Annotated in this window: 12 protein-coding genes; 4 read left to right on the plus strand and 8 right to left on the minus strand. The window is 50.0% G+C overall.

What is annotated here, in order from left to right:
• Positions 1 to 19 precede the first annotated feature (19 nt).
• Complete coding sequence (polA, locus tag AT705_RS10500; protein WP_058796548.1) at positions 20 to 2,773, minus strand: DNA polymerase I; 2,754 nt, start codon at positions 2,771 to 2,773, stop codon at positions 20 to 22.
• Between the two features lie 433 nt (positions 2,774 to 3,206).
• On the opposite strand from polA, the gene elbB reads away from it, so the two are divergent.
• The 3 genes from elbB (at position 3,207) to AT705_RS10515 (ending at position 7,227) form a co-directional block, all read left to right on the plus strand.
• Positions 3,207 to 3,857, plus strand: a complete 651-nt coding sequence (gene elbB / locus AT705_RS10505) for an isoprenoid biosynthesis glyoxalase ElbB (RefSeq protein WP_058796549.1) — start codon at positions 3,207 to 3,209, stop codon at positions 3,855 to 3,857.
• A 236-nt stretch (positions 3,858 to 4,093) separates the two neighbouring features.
• Positions 4,094 to 4,483, plus strand: coding sequence for a c-type cytochrome (locus AT705_RS10510; RefSeq protein WP_010383759.1), 390 nt, complete (start codon positions 4,094 to 4,096; stop codon positions 4,481 to 4,483).
• A 170-nt stretch (positions 4,484 to 4,653) separates the two neighbouring features.
• A complete protein-coding gene (locus tag AT705_RS10515; protein ID WP_058796550.1) occupies positions 4,654 to 7,227 on the plus strand; it encodes a diguanylate cyclase domain-containing protein in 2,574 nt (857 codons plus the stop codon).
• On the opposite strand, the gene rep is transcribed toward AT705_RS10515, so the two are convergent.
• Positions 7,224 to 9,236: a DNA helicase Rep gene (rep, locus tag AT705_RS10520; RefSeq protein WP_058796551.1), complete on the minus strand. Its 2,013-nt coding sequence runs from the start codon at positions 9,234 to 9,236 to the stop codon at positions 7,224 to 7,226. The genes AT705_RS10515 and rep overlap by 4 nt on opposite strands.
• 127 nt (positions 9,237 to 9,363) lie before the next feature.
• Here rep and ubiK point away from each other — a divergent pair, with 127 nt between their 5' ends.
• Positions 9,364 to 9,636 (plus strand): ubiquinone biosynthesis accessory factor UbiK, encoded by a 273-nt coding sequence (gene ubiK / locus AT705_RS10525; protein WP_049866620.1) that lies wholly within the window; start codon positions 9,364 to 9,366, stop codon positions 9,634 to 9,636.
• Between the two features lie 3 nt (positions 9,637 to 9,639).
• Here ubiK and can read toward each other — a convergent pair whose 3' ends face one another.
• From can to AT705_RS10555, 6 genes are all read right to left on the minus strand, one after another.
• Positions 9,640 to 10,308, minus strand: coding sequence for a carbonate dehydratase (gene can / locus AT705_RS10530; RefSeq protein WP_058796552.1), 669 nt, complete (start codon positions 10,306 to 10,308; stop codon positions 9,640 to 9,642).
• 9 nt (positions 10,309 to 10,317) lie between these two features.
• Positions 10,318 to 11,511 (minus strand): methyltransferase, encoded by a 1,194-nt coding sequence (locus AT705_RS10535; RefSeq protein WP_058797975.1) that lies wholly within the window; start codon positions 11,509 to 11,511, stop codon positions 10,318 to 10,320.
• A gap of 75 nt (positions 11,512 to 11,586) precedes the next feature.
• A complete protein-coding gene (locus AT705_RS10540; protein WP_058796553.1) occupies positions 11,587 to 12,642 on the minus strand; it encodes an ABC transporter substrate-binding protein in 1,056 nt (351 codons plus the stop codon).
• 62 nt (positions 12,643 to 12,704) lie between these two features.
• Positions 12,705 to 14,249, minus strand: a complete 1,545-nt coding sequence (gene ilvA / locus AT705_RS10545; protein ID WP_058796554.1) for a threonine ammonia-lyase, biosynthetic — start codon at positions 14,247 to 14,249, stop codon at positions 12,705 to 12,707.
• A 2-nt stretch (positions 14,250 to 14,251) separates the two neighbouring features.
• Positions 14,252 to 16,108: a dihydroxy-acid dehydratase gene (ilvD, locus tag AT705_RS10550; protein ID WP_058797976.1), complete on the minus strand. Its 1,857-nt coding sequence runs from the start codon at positions 16,106 to 16,108 to the stop codon at positions 14,252 to 14,254.
• Between the two features lie 110 nt (positions 16,109 to 16,218).
• Positions 16,219 to 17,142, minus strand: a complete 924-nt coding sequence (locus AT705_RS10555) for a branched-chain amino acid transaminase (RefSeq protein ID WP_058796555.1) — start codon at positions 17,140 to 17,142, stop codon at positions 16,219 to 16,221.
• Positions 17,143 to 17,154 lie beyond the last annotated feature (12 nt).

A 17,154-nucleotide genomic window follows, 5' to 3' on the forward strand; every position in this document is an offset into this window, starting at 1 on the left:
TTTTTACCAAAGTTCAAGGTTAGTGGGCTTGTTCCCAGTTTTCGCCATGGTCGGCTTCTACCAATAACGGAACATCCAGCTCAGCAGCTTCACTCATCAGCTGACACACATGTTCGCTAAACTGCGCCACTTTGTCGGCTTTAACTTCAAAAACCAATTCATCGTGCACCTGCATCAGCAGTTTAATGTCACTGTCCTGCTGTGTTGCCAACCACTGAGCCACTTTGATCATGGCCTTTTTAATGATGTCTGCGGCAGTACCCTGCATCGGGGCATTAATTGCAGCGCGTTCAGCCGCTTTACGACGTGCACCATTACGGGCTTTAATATCAGGCAGATACAAGCGTCGGCCAAAGAGGGTTTCGACATAGCCCTGATCAGCAGCCTTTTCGCGTGTTGATTCCATGTACTCTAATACACCCGGGAAGCGCTCAAAGTACTTATCCATATAATGCTGTGCTTCGTGACGCGGAATATCCAGCTGTCTGGCCAGGCCAAATGCACTCATGCCATAGATCAGTCCGAAGTTCACCGCCTTGGCTTTACGACGCATGTCTGACGTCACGTCTTCGAGCGGCACAGAGAAAACCTCTGAAGCTGTTGCACTGTGAACATCTTTGCCCTCAGCAAACGCTTTCAGTAGGCCTGCATCCTGAGACAGATGTGCCATGATCCGCAGTTCGATCTGACTGTAGTCCGCCGCCATGATCACATGGTCCTGATCTGCCACAAAGGCCTGACGAATGCGGCGTCCGGCTTCGTTGCGAATTGGAATGTTCTGCAAATTTGGATCTGTCGAGCTGAGTCGGCCTGTTGCCGTCACGGCCTGGTGATACGAAGTATGCACACGTTGTGTCTGTACATTGACCATCTTAGGTAGCTTGTCGGTATAGGTCGATTTCAGTTTGGCCAGACCACGGTGCTCGATGATCAGTTTCGGCAATGGGTAATCATGGGCCAGCTCCTGCAAGACTTCTTCCGCAGTAGAAGGGGCACCTTTGGGTGTTTTCTTCAATACGGGCAGTTCAAGTTTATCGAACAAAATTGCCTGTAACTGCTTGGTAGAGCTAAGGTTAAACTCTTCTCCGGCCAGCTCGAAAGCTTCCTGTTCCAGCTCTTTTAATCGCGTTTCAATGGTGTGGCTTTGCTGCGCCAGCATATTGCTGTCGATTTTAACACCGGTGCGTTCAATCTCAGACAACACACTGACCAAAGGCAACTCGATCTCTTCAAAGACGCTAACCAGTGTCGGATGTTGCTCTAATTGCGGCCATAAGTGCTGGTGCAGTCGCAAGGTAATGTCGGCATCTTCAGCGGCATAAGGTGCCGCTTTATCAAGCTCAATCTGGTTAAAGGTCAGCTGGTTTTTCCCTTTGCCGGCAATCTCTTCAAAACTAATATTTTTATGACCTAAGTATTTAAGTGCCAGCGAGTCCATATCATGGCGTGTGCCCACACTGTTAAATACATAGGATTCCAGCATAGTATCAAAGGCAATCCCGTTAAGCTCCAAACCGGCACGTGCCAGCACACTCTTATCATATTTGAGGTTTTGTCCGACCTTTTTATGTTTGGGATCCGCCAGGATCGGACCAATCAGCTCAAACACCAGCGCCTTATCCAGCTGCTCAGGTGCGCCCATATAGTCATGACCCAGTGGCAGATACGCAGCTTCACCTGCGGCAACCGCAAAGCTCATACCAACCAGTTCAGCCTCCATATAATCCAGACTGGTGGTTTCCGTATCAAAGGCAAACAGCTCAGCGTCACGCAACTTGTCCAGCCAGCGATCCAGTTGGGCTCGCTCCAGAATAGTCTCATACTCAACTTCGATCGGTGACATCACCGATGACGCTTGCTCTGTATCAGCGGCCGTTTCTGGTGCACTTTGACCATCCAGCAACTCAGCAAGCCAGCGTTTGAACTCACACTGTCCATACAGCGTAATTAGCTGATCTTTATCCATCTCTTGGATCTTGAACTGTTCCAGGTCCTGCTCAACTTCACAGTCCAGCTTGATGGTCGCCAATTCATAGGACAATTTAAGCTGAGCTTCATTTTCGGTCAGCTTTTTCGACATGGTCTTAGAGCCACGGAAACCCAGATCCGCGATTTTATCTAGGTTAGCGTAAAGCTCGTCAATCGACCCCAGCCCCTGAAGCATCGCCAGCGCTGTTTTTTCACCCACGCCAGGCACGCCCGGGATGTTATCCACCTTATCCCCCATCAGCGCCAGATAGTCGATGATCAATTCAGGTCCGATGCCAAATTTATCCACCACCCCTTGTGGGTCCAAAATGGTGTTAGTCATGGTATTGATCAAAGTCACATGCTCATTGACCAGTTGAGCCATGTCTTTATCACCGGTGCTGATCAATACATGTCTTTGTTGCTCAGACGCCAGACGGGAAAAGGTACCAATAACATCATCTGCTTCTACCCCTTCAATACTGACCAGAGGCAGGCCCATTGCACGAATAATATCGTGGATCGGCGCGATCTGGGTGCGCAGATCATCCGGCATGGGTGGACGATGGGCCTTATACTCACTGTACATCTCATTTCTGAAAGTTGGCCCTTTGGCATCAAACACCACAACCATATGGCTTGGCTGATATTGCTTGAGCAAGCTTTTCAGCATGTTGATGACACCATAGATGGCACCTGTGGCTTCTCCTTTTGAGTTGGTCAGGTGCGGTGGCGCATGATAAGCGCGAAATAAGTACGACGAACCATCGACCAGGATCAGCGGGTTTTCAGGGATCTGAGACATAGTTATTGGGATCCTAAAATTGGAAGTTTTAAATCTGAGTTAGCATGCCATAAGGGCGAGCATAAAACGAGTCTGATACAATCCAAAACGACTCATGAAAAATGGGGATGGCCTGTGGATAACTTTGTAGATAAACAGGGGCTATCGGCCCAAATCTCAAATAAGGATCTAGGATTGAACTGTAAAACAATGAATATAAAAGGAAATTTCTTTTTACTCTTTTATATGCTTTAAGCTAAGATTGTGGACAGTGACTTTGGAGTCAGTTTACAGCCAGTGACTGAGTGGCTATAAATTCACCGCTTTTCCTCAGGCGGAGGCGTATACTAACACAAACGATCAAAGATCAAAGCAGATCCTTTATATTTTTTCTTACAAGCCAAATGACAAAATTGCATATATTGAAATTTAAAGACCTTAAAAGGAGATCCCGATGAAACAAGTAGCGATCATTTTAAGCGGTTGTGGCGTCTTTGACGGTGCTGAGATCCATGAATCCGTGCTCACTATGCTACACCTTGAGCGCCAGGGCGCCCGTTATCAGTGCTTTGCACCAGACATTGAGCAGCACCATGTGATCAACCACCTCACTGGAGAAGAGCAGGATGAGCAACGCAATGTTCGAGTAGAAGCAGCACGTATTGCCCGTGGCGATGTGGCGTCACTGGACACACTCGATGCCAGTGCCTTTGACGCACTGATCTTACCCGGCGGTTTTGGTGTAGCCAAAAACCTCTCTGATTTTGCTTTCAAGGGTGCGCAATCCAGCGTTCTGGCAGAGGTTAAAGAAAGCTGTCAGGCTTTTAATCAGCTCGGAAAACCAATTGCTTATTTATGTATTGCACCCGCACTGATTGGTCATATTCATCCCGCAGGCACGCAGGCTACCATTGGCAATGATGAGGCTACCGCTCAGGCAGTTGAAGCCTTGGGTGCCAGCCACGTGAATTGTGGTGTCGCAGATATCGTAGTCGATGATACGCACAAAGTGATCAGTACACCGGCCTACATGCTGGCAGGCTCTATCAGTGAAGCATCCACTGGCATTGAAAAGGCCGTGCAAAAGCTACTTGAGTTCGCGTAAGCCGAAGTTAGGCGGTGGCATGCCGCCTACTCTGCGCTTTATGCTTAAAAAAACAGCAAAACAGCTAAACTCTTCCTCACTTAACCCAGCGATTTTTTGCCCTAACGCAATAAATTTTATTTTTTAGTCGCTTATAATCAAGTTTACGTTTTATAAATTAGTTGGTGGCGTTATAATCGGCTTAATTCCGTCATCCATCGTGATAGATCACGTTCAATTTGAAGTGAGCAAGGTAAATGAAGAAACTTTCAGCAGCACTGTTATTGCTATCTACTGCGGCAATCGCACAGCCATTCGACAATTCTTTAACTGAAGAAGCGATTAAGAAGCGTCTTGAGCCTGTCGGCTCGGTCTACCTGGCGGGTGCCGAAGATACTGCTGCCGCGGCCCCGACTGGCCCTCGTACAGGCGAGCAAGTGTATCAGGCTTCCTGTTTTGCTTGTCATGGCACAGGCGCACTGGGTGCACCAAAAACCGCTGATGACTGGGCACCACGTCTTGCTAAAGGCAACGACGTACTGCTAGACCACGCAATTAATGGTTTCAATGCCATGCCTCCTCGTGGTACTTGTATGGACTGTAGCGATGACGAAATTGCAGCAGCCATTGATTTTATGATTAAGTAAATAATCATTCGTTGGGGGTGAGCAATACACCCCCTTCAATAAGCGTCTCTTGTCGCAAAGTTCACGACAAATATCACCATATTGCTATTAAAATTTTGCACTTGACCCCTCATTGTAAAAATGAAAATATAAGAACAATAAATAGACAATAACAACTCTTGGTTTCATCATTGGAAGATCCCAGCGTCTTAGTTCGCAAACTGACTCGGAAAAACCACCGTTTAGAGTCCTTGCTGAAAAAGTACAAACAACACTCTCACTTGCAACATGCCCTGATCCAGTTATCCGAGCAGGCCAGCACAGTTGCGGAGTTGACGCTGCTATATCCCGCTATTCATAGCATTTTAGAGCAATACTTACCGAGCAAAAGCTTTTATGTTGTGCTGCAAAACCAGTTCACTCAGGGGCTGGAACTGTCTTATTTTGTCGATGAGAAAGACGGCATCTCAGTGCCACTGCACGAAGCAAACCACTTCAGCCAGGGCATAACAGGCTACGTTTTTAAAAACCGACAAACTTTGTACCTCAAGCGTCAGCAGATGGAGCAAATGAGTGCACAAGGCCTGTTTAAAGCGCTGGGCACTCAGGCTGAGCACTGGGTCGGTGTGCCTATTTTCCGCGAAAAAACCATTATCGGCGTCATGGTGTCACAAAACTATGCGCCGGATCAGCATTACAGCGAGCAGCAGGTAGAACTGCTCGAAGTCATGTCCCTGTACCTGGCAACCGCCATTGAACGGGTAAAAAAGCGTGAGTTGTTAGAATCAGAAGTTAAAATTCGTACCCGTGCTCTAATGCAGAGTAACGAGGCACTCAATACTGAAATAGAGCAACGTAAACGGGCACTGGAGCGCCAGCAGATCCTCTTTAAGATCGCGGAATTGGCGACTCAGTTCAGTGATATCGACGATGTATATCAGCAAGTTCACCAAATCATGCGGTCCATTACCTTTGCTGATAACCTGTTTATCGCATTACATGACAAGGCCTCAGACTGGCTCAGCTTCCCGTACAGCGTGGATGAGATGACTCAGTACAAACCGCGTCCATTTGCCAATGGCTACAGCGAGTTAGTGATCACCACTGAACGCAGTCAACTGATAGACACAAAGCGTGCACAAGTATTGATCGACAATGAAATCGTCAAACGTCCGGACAATTATCAGCTACAAAACGCGGCAACCAGCTGGCTGGGCGCCCCGCTGAAAACCGCCAAAGGGGTCATCGGCCTCATTGCCTGCCAGGCATATAACCATGAGTACGAATATAATCACGAGGATGTTGAATTAATTTCATTTGTCTCGAATCAAATCGCCTCGGTGTTACAAACACACCTTGCCAACCAGGCACTCAAGGCCAGTAACCTGGAACTAGAGCATCGGGTCGCAGAAAAAACCAAAGAATTACGCCAGACCAATTTACATTTGCAAATGCAAATCGAGGAAAGAAAAAAGATTGAGCAGCAACTCTATCATGATGCCCACCATGACCCGCTTACGACGCTGCCCAACCGCTTGTTATTTTTGACCCAGCTGGAAAAAACCTTACAAAAGTACCAACGTTATCCGGACAATAATTTTGCTGTGTTGTTTATCGACCTGGATAAATTCAAGGACATCAACGATGAGCTCGGGCATCAGGCGGGTGATCAGTTTTTAATCTGGGTCAGTAAAGCATTTTCAGAATGCATTCGTGAGCACGACTTATTAGCCCGTCTGGCGGGAGATGAGTTTGTGATCCTGCTGGATCATCTGAGCGATCGCCAGCAAGCAGAAGACGTTGCAAAGCGCCTGATCAGAGTCATGCAGCAACCGTTCTGTATGAAAGGCCTGTGCATGCAAAGTGGTGCCAGTATTGGTATTACTTATAGCAACAAAGACTACAAAGATACCGATGAGATTATCCGCGATGCCGACGCCGCCATGTACTACGCTAAGAATGCCGGTCGCGGTCGTTATGAGTTTTATCACCCGCTGCTCAGCGCTGCCAGCACACAAAGCAAACAAACGGAATATCATCACCTGAGTGCCCTGCCGATCCATTTTCGCAGCACAGAAATTGTGAATATGGCCAATCATGGTCAGCATATTGTGATGCTCGAAGCCTTTGGTGAACACCCTGTTTTGGGCAGCACCAGTTTTGATATCCTCAAGAAATTTGCCGCGGCAAAAGATGAGCAGCTAAAAATAGAAATGCAGTTGCTCAGTCAGGCACTCGAACAGACCGAGCGCATAGCTAAAGCGCAAACTGCGGATGTGCTGTTTGCCTGCTCCTGTGCGATCCTGGAAAGCACCACCTTTACAGAGCTGAAACAATTATTGAGTCAACGCACCAGCCACCTGTGCCTGTTGTTTGATGAAAGCGAAATCCGCTACGCGTCCAGCATGCAGCTCGAAAACCTCAAAGAGCTATGTAGCCTAGGCATCGCCGTGGGTCTCAATGATTTTGCCAAAGACCGCTGTGATCTAGCGCTGCTCAGCCAAATTGATTTTAAATATCTGCTGCTCAGTTCTACATTCAGCAAACGGGTGCTGCAACAAAACAGCTATGATGTGCAATTGCAGGGGATCCTTGCGGTCACAGCCCTCAAAGCCATTCAGGTCATCGCCAAAGGTCCTGCGATACTGAACTTCAGAAGTTTACTGGAACGTCACGGGCTGAGTTTATTTTTTGGTAAACAGCAGAGCTTATCGGGCACTAAGCCAAGCGAAGTGCCCTCTTCACACGAATCTCTGCCGCTTTAACGTTTCAGCATCGCACGCAGGTTCGCAACTCTGGCCTGACCTTTCTCCATACGTTCAGACTGCGACTGTACGGGTTTTTTGCCCTCACTTTGAATGTCATCTTGCGGCATCTCCTGAACAAATCGGCTGAGCTCTGGTGTGATCTGCTCACCAAACTGACGACGGCTTTTGGCATAGGTCATGGTCAACGTCTGCTGTGCACGCGTTACGCCTACATAAGCCAGACGCCGCTCTTCTTCAACATTGTCTTCATCAATGCTGGTCTGATGCGGTAGTAACCCCTCTTCCATTCCGACCATAAAGACATGGGGATATTCCAGGCCTTTCGAGGCATGCAGCGTCAACAGTTGCACCGCATCGCTGTCGTCTTCTTCTTCGTTGCGCTCCAGCATGTCTCGCAGTGTTAGTTTGCTAACCACCTCAGGCAAAGTCATAGGTGGATTATCCGCATCGCCGGTCAGCATATCGCTGATCCAGCGATACAGTTCCGAGACGTTCTTCATGCGCATCTCGGCGGCTTTCGCGCTGGGCGATGACTCATACAAATAGGCTTCGTAATTGATCTCTCGCACCATATCTTTAACCGCTTCGAGTGTGTCTCCCCTGGTTGCTCGGTCACTCAATTCAACCACCCAACGGGCAAATCCCATCAGCGCATTCAGACCGCGACCACTGAGACGTTGCGGCAACTCAGGCTCAAAACACGCGGCAAATAAGCTAATGTGTTTATCGTTGGCCAGACTGCCGAGTTTCTCGAGGGTGACGGGTCCTATCTCACGTCGTGGCGTGTTGACGATCCGCAAAAAAGCATTGTCATCATCCTGATTTACCAGTAGCCGCAAATACGCCATGATGTCTTTGATCTCACTGCGAGCAAAAAACGACATGCCACCGCTGATTTTATACGGAATGCGGTTCGCCATCAGGGCTTTTTCGAACACCCGCGCCTGATGGTTACCCCGATACAGTATGGCGTAATCACGATAGCTGGTCCGCTTCATAAACTTATGAGAAATGATCTCAGCGACGACCCGCTCGGATTCATGTTCTTCATCTCGGGTTGCAATCAAGCGCAGCGGATCCCCATAACCCAGTTCACTGAAAAGTTTTTTGTCGAATTCATGAGGGTTATTGGCGATCAGAATATTTGCCGCTTTCAGGATCCGCCCGGCACTACGATAGTTTTGTTCCAGCTTAATGAGGCGTAATCCCGGAAAATCTTTGCTCAGCAGCACCAGATTTTGTGGCTTGGCACCACGCCATGAATAAATGGACTGGTCGTCATCCCCTACCACAGTAAAGCGGGCGCGCTCGCCCACCAACAATTTTACCAGCTGATACTGGCTGGTATTGGTATCCTGATACTCATCCACCAGCATATAACGAAAACGGGCCTGCCAGCGTTCGCGTACTTCGACGGAACTGTTTAGCAATAAGGTGGGGATCATGATCAGATCGTCAAAATCTAACGCGTTATACGCTCTAAGCTGGGTCTGATAGCGGGCATAAAGCTGCGCAAACAACGCCTTTTGTGCCTCTTTGGCCTCTCGGATCGCCCGCTCTGGCTGGATCAGTTCATTTTTCCAGTTGCCGATCTGCATTTTTAGCTGGTTGAGCAGATCTTTGTCACGATCCAGCTCTTTTTCTGTCAATTCGGCCAGTAACTGATTCGTATCCTGATCGTCAAACAAGGAAAAGCCAGGTTTGTAACCCAGCGTTTTCACTTCTTTTTTTATGATCTCCAGCCCCAGCGTATGGAAGGTCGATACCCATAAACCTTTGGCTTCTTGTTTACCCAGCGTCTGTGACACTCGCTCACGCATCTCTTTAGCAGCTTTATTGGTAAAGGTCACCGCCGCAATGTTACGTGCCTTGTATTCACATTTTTGTACCAGATAAGCAATTTTATTGGTGATCACCCGGGTTTTTCCAGAGCCAGCACCGGCCAGTACCAGACAGGGTCCGCTGATATACTTAACAGCTTCGTCTTGTTTCGGGTTCAGTTTCATATTCTGTGATCACCTTTAGTCAATAAGCTGCTAAGTTTACCGTAATGCTCAAGTGGATCCCAAGCGCTTTTAACCGGTGACCGCTTTAGGTAAGATAGAGACAATAATCAAGCTTAGAGGCCAGCCCATGATCAACCCAGCAAAAATCGAAGAAATCGCCAAGCAGATCTCCAGTAACATGCCACAAGGTGTGAAAAACCTTGCAGACACTTTTGAAAGCAAAACCAAACAGGCTATTCAGAATAAACTGGCAGAAATGGATTTTGTCAGTCGTGAAGAGTTTGATATTCAGAGCAAAGTACTGATCAAAACCCGTGAAAAACTCACCGAACTCGAAACCAAAGTGGCCGAACTAGAGGCTAAGCTGGCAGCACAAGACAGCGACCAGCCAGAACAGTAATACCTACAACTGGTATCGCCTGGCCAGATCGACCAGGGCCCGTTCATAGTGCGCTACCAGTTGCTCTTCCTGTTCAATCTGTGTATTGAGTTCCTTCAGCAAGCCATCCGCCAGACCATATACCCAGCCATGAATGGTCAACTTTTGCCCCCGCGACCAGGCATCCTGCACCACATTGGTTCGACAGACGTTTCTGACCTGCTCTATCACATTCAGCTCACATAACGCATCGCAACGTTGATCAGGCTGTATTTCATTGAGCATCGCCTGGTGCATCTCTTTGACATCGCCGACATGGCGTAACCAGTTATCGATCAGGCCCAGACGGGCATCTTCCAGCGCAGCACGCACCCCACCACAGCCGTAGTGACCCACGACCAACACATGTTCGACTTTCAGCACCTCAATGGCGTACTGCATCACAGACAAACAGTTATGATCGGTATGCACCACCACGTTGGCCACATTGCGGTGGACAAACAAGTCTCCCGGCATCAAATCAACAATCTGGTTGGCTGGCACCCGGGAGTCCGAGCAGCCAATCCACAGATAATTGGGATTCTGCTGCATGGATAATTTGGCAAAAAACTCCGGGTTATTGGTCTGGGTCTGTTTCGCCCACTGGCGATTATTATTGAGCAGATGTTGCAGCTGACTGTCAGACTGGCACATAGTTGTTCCTTATTTTGCTGATTGACACCGCGTAGCCTGGATCAAAATATTTCTTGGCGTCAGTGATTTATGACAAAACTCCGAGAGGCTGACATCATACCCGGCCTGTTCAAGATATAACACCCTGTCGAGCACCAGCCACACTTCTATGGCGCGACGAAACGCATGGCGCACCAGCTCTATGCGCTCAGTGATACGCTGACGTGCACGCCCTTGTACCAGGTAATAGTCAGCATCAAAGTGTGCCGGTAAGTCTAACTGCTTTTGTTCAGCTGCCCAGTGACAGAAATCAACGAACGGCCCGGAAAAAATCGCTTTATTCACAGAGGGCACACTGAGGTACTGAGTATCGCCAGTCACATCACGACGCAGCGCATCAAAAGCCAGTCGCCACTGGACCTCTCGTTTACGTACTTTCGCAACTCTCCCTGGTGCAGTAACCGTCTCCTGCAACGCCAGCTTCATGTCACTGTGTGACAATTCCAAAGTACTGTGCGCTGCAACGCCACTCATCGGCTGGTAGGTGGGCTCAGTAAACAGATGATAACAGCAAGGTGACAGGCTGATCTGCTCGCACTGTGCGGCGCTCGCCTGTTCCATAAAGGTCTGATGTAACCGACCGCAGGCATGCAATGCAACAGCCTGCTGACGTGGTCGAAAATACTGTGTGATCGGATCATTAAGTACATCGGCGCAATGAAAGGTCATGGCCAACTTTTGTTGCTCGGCACTGTGCTGCCCTTGCTGGCACAAAGCCGCCTGCAACTCAACACTGTCGACATGTTCCGCGCCCAAATAAGCCAGCAAGCGACCCAGGTGGCCTTTACCCGCGCACCACTCCAGTACCGGCAGCTTTGGCTGATATACCTGAGCAACAAAGTCCTGTAACTGAGTCAACTTGCGGCCCTTGATGCCATTACTGAGCCAAAACGGAAAGTCCGGCCGGCTCGCAACGTCCAGTGTCAGCGCCGTCAAAGTCGGGAGCGTTTGCAATGCCGGAATATAAGGTGTAAGAAATGCTATCAGTGACTCTGGGTCCCGATCCAGAGCCGTCACGTCCTCATCACTCAGCGATAACAACGCCTCTTCCAGATCTGGCCAGGGGATGTCGATATGATCGAATGCCAGTAATTGCCAGTAACGACGTGTGTCTGTGAGCAATGCATCCAGGGCTAAAAACTGAGAAGAAAAGGAACTGTGCATGCTGGCCACCAATACCGAACTAACTAAAGGGCGCTCATTGTATGCGCTTGCGCCCATCTCGCAAAGCACTGCCAGTCATTTTAAGGTAAAACGCCGGTGACGGAAGAAAATCAAATGTATGTACATGAGCACACAGATCACACCCACTATCGCCGCCAGGGTCAACATCCACGACCAGCTATCCTCTTCTTGATCCGGCTCGGCATAAATAAACTTATGTTTTTGTTCATGAAAATCAGCAAGGTCGAGCCGATAAAGCTGAGCAATCCACAACCAGCGAGCCTGAGACATAGCACCCAGTGCAATGCCTGGCGCTTTGATAAAGGGCATCAGTTTATCAGCCTCGTTTGCCAGCGCAGAAATGCTCTTCGTGGTTGCATACTCAGCTTTAGTGACCGCCAGCGCTTCATCGGGGTTGCTCATGGCATAGCGCCAGCCCTGTAAGGAAGCGCGACGAAATCGGGCGACGGTTTGCGGGCGATAATTCAGGACATCTTCCGAGGTAAATAAAATGTCCGCATAGACATTCAGACCAAAGTGCTTGGGGCAGATCTGCCGGGTCGCAATGCCCTGCTGTGCCAGCTTAAAAGGTTCGTTTGAAATATAGACCTGCAATGCATCAAAGCGCCCGGCAAAAAAATCCTTGATGGGTTCCAGCCCGGCATACAGGGGTAAGTGTGGGACATCTATCCCCGCCCGCTCCAGCATCACCACGAGTTCAGCCCCCTCGATTCGACCAAGGTGGCTGATTTTTTTCCCCACGAAATCTTTCGGGACATAGATATCACTGTCGGCACGCACCATCCAGCAGTAAGGAGAAGACTGGAAAATCGCGGCCAGGGCCACCAATGGCTTACCCTGCAAGCGCTGTTGTAAAATACCTGAGTGGGTCACGCCAAATTGCGCCTGACCTGACAACACTTTAAATTGCTCATCCGGGTTATCCGGATCGGCAGGCACGATTTTCACGTTTAATCCCTGCTGGCGATAAAAACCTTTATTGAGGGCCATGTAATAACCGGCAAATTGAAACTGATGGGTCCATTTGAGTTGTAGTGTCACTTCTTCCAATGCGCTAAGCGCACTGCTCCACCACAGCGCAATGGCCAATACAAAGTGATGATAACTCATTGTGATACGCGCCCGGAGCCTGCCCTGTTACAACTATAGAAGGCGCCGGACGGAATGCAAAACTAGCTGACGCGGCGATCCGCCTGCATCATGTCATGCTGAAGGTACTGCCTGAAACACGGATTATCGGTCTCTTCCTGATACTGATAACCCAGACGCTGCAAATGCTCATCAAACCGGGCACTGTCTTGTGAGCCCAGCTCAAACGCCGCCAGCACATTCCCCTGCGCGGCACCATGATTACGATAGTGAAACAAGGTAATGTTCCAGTTACTCCCTAAGGTCTCTAAAAAGCGCGCTAAAGCGCCAGGATATTCTGGAAACTCGAAGCGAAATAACCGCTCACTCAGTGCAACGGGCGGCTTGCCACCAACCATATAGCGGATATGTAACTTGGCCAGTTCGTTGTCGGACAAGTCAGTAAATTGGTAATTCGCTTCACTCAGGCTGGTTTTAAGCTCCTGCAACTCTTGCTCACCACCTCGTAAACCGACCCCCGCAAAGATCTGTGCGGTATCGCCACCGGCGTAACGATAGTTAAACTCCGTGATTGCCCTGCCAGACAAAGTGTGACAAAAGCGTTTAAAGCTGCCTTTGGATTCCTCTATGGTCACACCCAACAATGCTTCGCTGCGAGCACCCAGTGCCGTGCGTTCAGCAATATACCGTAAGCGATCAAAATTCAGGTTCGCGCCGGATAGCACAGCAGCCAGTGTTAAGCCCCGCTCGTCGCGCTCCTGACACCACTTTTTAAGCCCGGCCGTGGCCAGTGCCCCGGAAGGCTCTGCGATGGCGCGGGTTTCAACGAAAATATCCTGTACCGCCGCACAAATTTCGTCTGCACTGACCGTGACCACATCATCACAGAACTGCTCAGCAAGACGAAAAGTCTCACTGCCGATGCGTTTCACCGCCACACCATCAGCAAAACTGCCGACCCGCTCCAGTTCCACCGGCCGCCCGGCTTCCATCGCAGCTTTCAGGCAAGCGCTTTCTTGCGCTTCCACACCAATCACCCGGATTTCCGGACGCAAAGACTTAATATAAACCGCCATCCCTGCCAGCAAACCGCCGCCGCCCACGGGAATAAAGACCACATCCAAATGATGAAGTTGCTGCATCAATTCTCGTGCGACGGTGCCCTGACCAATGATCACCTCTTTATCATCGAACGGTGGCACAAACACGCCCCCTTGTGACTGACACAAGGACTGCGCATACTCCTGAGCAGCATCAAAGTGATGACCATGCAGCACCACTTCGCCTCCCTGATTACGCACTGCATTAACTTTGATCTCGGGTGTCGTGACTGGCATCACAATGATGGCACGATGGCCCAGGTGTGCAGCGCTTAATGCTACCCCCTGCGCATGATTACCAGCGGATGCTGTAACGACAAGACTGCCAGTAGGGAGTTTGCTCAGCTTGTTGTATGCCCCACGCAGCTTGAATGAATAAACGGGTTGTTGGTCTTCGCGCTTAAGCCAGATCTGATGTCCGAGCCGGGCCGAAAGCCCGCTCAGCTCGCTGACCTCGGTTTCCCGGACCAGCGGCGAGACATTGGCCTGCACAACAGCACGAAAATAATCGAGCTCTTTTGCCACCATAGTTAACTCAATGCCTCCAACTTTTCAAAATCGCGTACTGCACCTTTGTCAGCACTGGTTGCCAATAAGGCGTAAGCTTTCAAAGCCGGGCTGACATAGCGCTGACGGTCCAATGGCTTATAAGCCATTTTACCACGTGCTGCCTGCTGTGCTTTGCGTGCCTCAAGTTGCTGTACATCCAATAAGACGTCGATGCTGCGTGCTGGAATATCAATGCGGATGATATCGCCATTTTCGACCAGTGCCAGCGCTCCCCCACTGGCCGCTTCAGGAGAGGCATGGCCTATCGACAAACCAGACGTCCCGCCAGAGAAGCGACCATCCGTCAACAAGGCACAGTCTTTATCCAGCCCCATGGATTTGAGGTAGCTGGTCGGATACAACATTTCCTGCATCCCAGGTCCACCTTTCGGGCCTTCGTAGCGGATCACCACGACATCGCCCTTTTTCACCTTGCCACCCAGGATCCCTTCAACCGCATCGTCCTGAGATTCAAACACCACAGCCGTGCCCTCAAAGCACAGCATGTCGTCTTCTACCCCCGCACTTTTCACAATACACCCGTCCAATGCCAGGTTGCCGGTCAACACAGCTAGTCCGCCATCCTGACGAAATGCATGTTCAACACTGCGAATACAGCCGCCCTCGCGGTCCAGATCCAGCTCGTCCCAGCGACATTCCTGACTCATTGCTTGGGTGGTACGTACGCCTGCGGGACCAGCACGATAGAAAGTTTGCGCCCGCTCATTGGCCGGATCGGTCGCATCCCAACGCTTAATGACCTCACCCAGCGTGCCACCTGCAACATGTCCCACCGCCAGATCGAGTTTGTCAGCTTTAGCCAATTCATTGAGGATAGCCATAATGCCACCGGCCCGGTGAACATCTTCGATATGGTACTGCTGGGTTGCCGGCGCCACTTTACATAGGAAAGGAGTTGTGCGAGATAAGCGGTCAATGTCAGCCATATCGAACTCAACTCCCCCTTCTATTGCAGCAGCGAGCAGGTGCAATACCGTATTAGATGAACCACCCATTGCAATATCTAAGGTCATCGCATTGGTAAACGCGGCCTGATTAGCAATGTTACGCGGCAGTGCTGCCTCATTGTCTTTGCCATAATACTCATCACACAATGCCAGGATACGCTTTGCTGCGCCTTCATATAAAAAACGGCGATCGGCATGCGTGGCCAGTGTGGTGCCATTGCCCGGCAATGCCAGTCCCAGCGCTTCCAATAAACAATTCATTGAGTTAGCCGTAAACATCCCGGAGCAAGACCCACAAGTTGGACAGGCTGAACGCTCCACTTTATCTGAGTCTTCATCACTGACGCTGGGATCGGCCCCTTTGACCATGGCATCTACCAGGTCCAGTTTAATGTCGATATCAGCCAGACGCGTTTTGCCCGCTTCCATTGGTCCGCCTGAGACAAAGATCACCGGGATATTCAACCGCAGTGCCGCCAGCAGCATCCCCGGGGTGATCTTATCGCAGTTTGAAATACACACCATGGCATCTGCACAGTGCGCATTGACCATATATTCTACAGAATCAGCAATGAGATCTCGCGACGGCAAGGAATACAACATGCCGCCATGGCCCATCGCAATGCCATCATCAATGGCAATGGTATTAAATTCGCGCGGCACGCCGCCGGCTTCCCGGATAGCGTCCGCCATCAATTCGCTGAGTTGGTTGAGGTGCACATGCCCGGGCACAAACTGGGTATACGAGTTCACCACCGCCACAATGGGCTTATGAAAATCACTGTCGGTCATACCGGTGGCGCGCCATAGTGCACGGGCGCCTGCTTGTTGTCTGCCTTCAGTGGTTGTTTTGCTGCGTAACTTTGCCATGTTGACCCCTTTTCCAGTTTGCGTTGCCCCATCTGGCAACGGCTTTCCTCATTCCAAAATATGTATGCCGGACCCAGTCAGTCCGGCGTGTAAGCGTTAATGTGCCGGTTTTATTCGTTTACGTAATCCAGCCAGCCTTGCGGATCCTCACTTTGTCCTTTAACCAAATCAAAGTAAGCCTGCTGCAATTCTGCGGTGATAGGTCCGCGCTGACCATCACCCACCTGGATCTGATCAACACTGCGCACCGGTACCACTTCAGCCGCAGTGCCCACCATAAAGAACTCGTCTGCCAGATACAGACCCTCACGAGCGATTGGCTCTTCTCTGACTTCATAGCCTCGCGCTTTGGCCAGATGCATGATGGTGTCACGAGTCAGGCCCGGCAAGATACTCGCCGTGGTTGGCGGGGTATAGATGATGCCCTTACGGATCACAAACAGGTTCTCGCCAGCACCCTCACTGAGATAGCCGTTTACGTCCAGTGCGATACCTTCAACATAACCGTGACGCTTGGCTTCTGCGGTGATCAACTGAGATGACAAATAGTTACCACCTGCTTTTGCGGCAGTTGGCATCGTATTCGGTGCCAGGCGCTGCCACGAGGAAACACAGGCATCAACCCCATTTTCCAGGCTGCCTTCACCCAGATATGCGCCCCACTCCATCGCCGCGACAGTGACCTCGGCCCGGTGTGATTTTGGATGCACCCCCAAACCAACGTGACCTAAAAAGGCAAATGGACGCAGATAGGCATTGGTGAAGCCATTTTTAGCCACCGCGGCTTTACACGCCTGCATAATCTCTTCCTGCGTGTAAGGGATCTCGATGCGATAGATTTTGGCCGAGTCAAATAAGCGCTGAATGTGATCCTTCAGACGGAAAATAGCCGGACCCTTTGGCGTATCGTACGCTCGGATCCCTTCAAATACGGAGCTACCATAATGAATGGCGTGACTGAGCACATGTGTGGTTGCTTGCTCATATGGGATCAATTCGCCGTTGTGCCAAATGTATTGTGAAGTTTGTGTCATTATTTAAAACCT

It is taken from the genome of Pseudoalteromonas rubra (genome assembly GCF_001482385.1).
Lineage (GTDB): Bacteria > Pseudomonadota > Gammaproteobacteria > Enterobacterales > Alteromonadaceae > Pseudoalteromonas > Pseudoalteromonas ardens.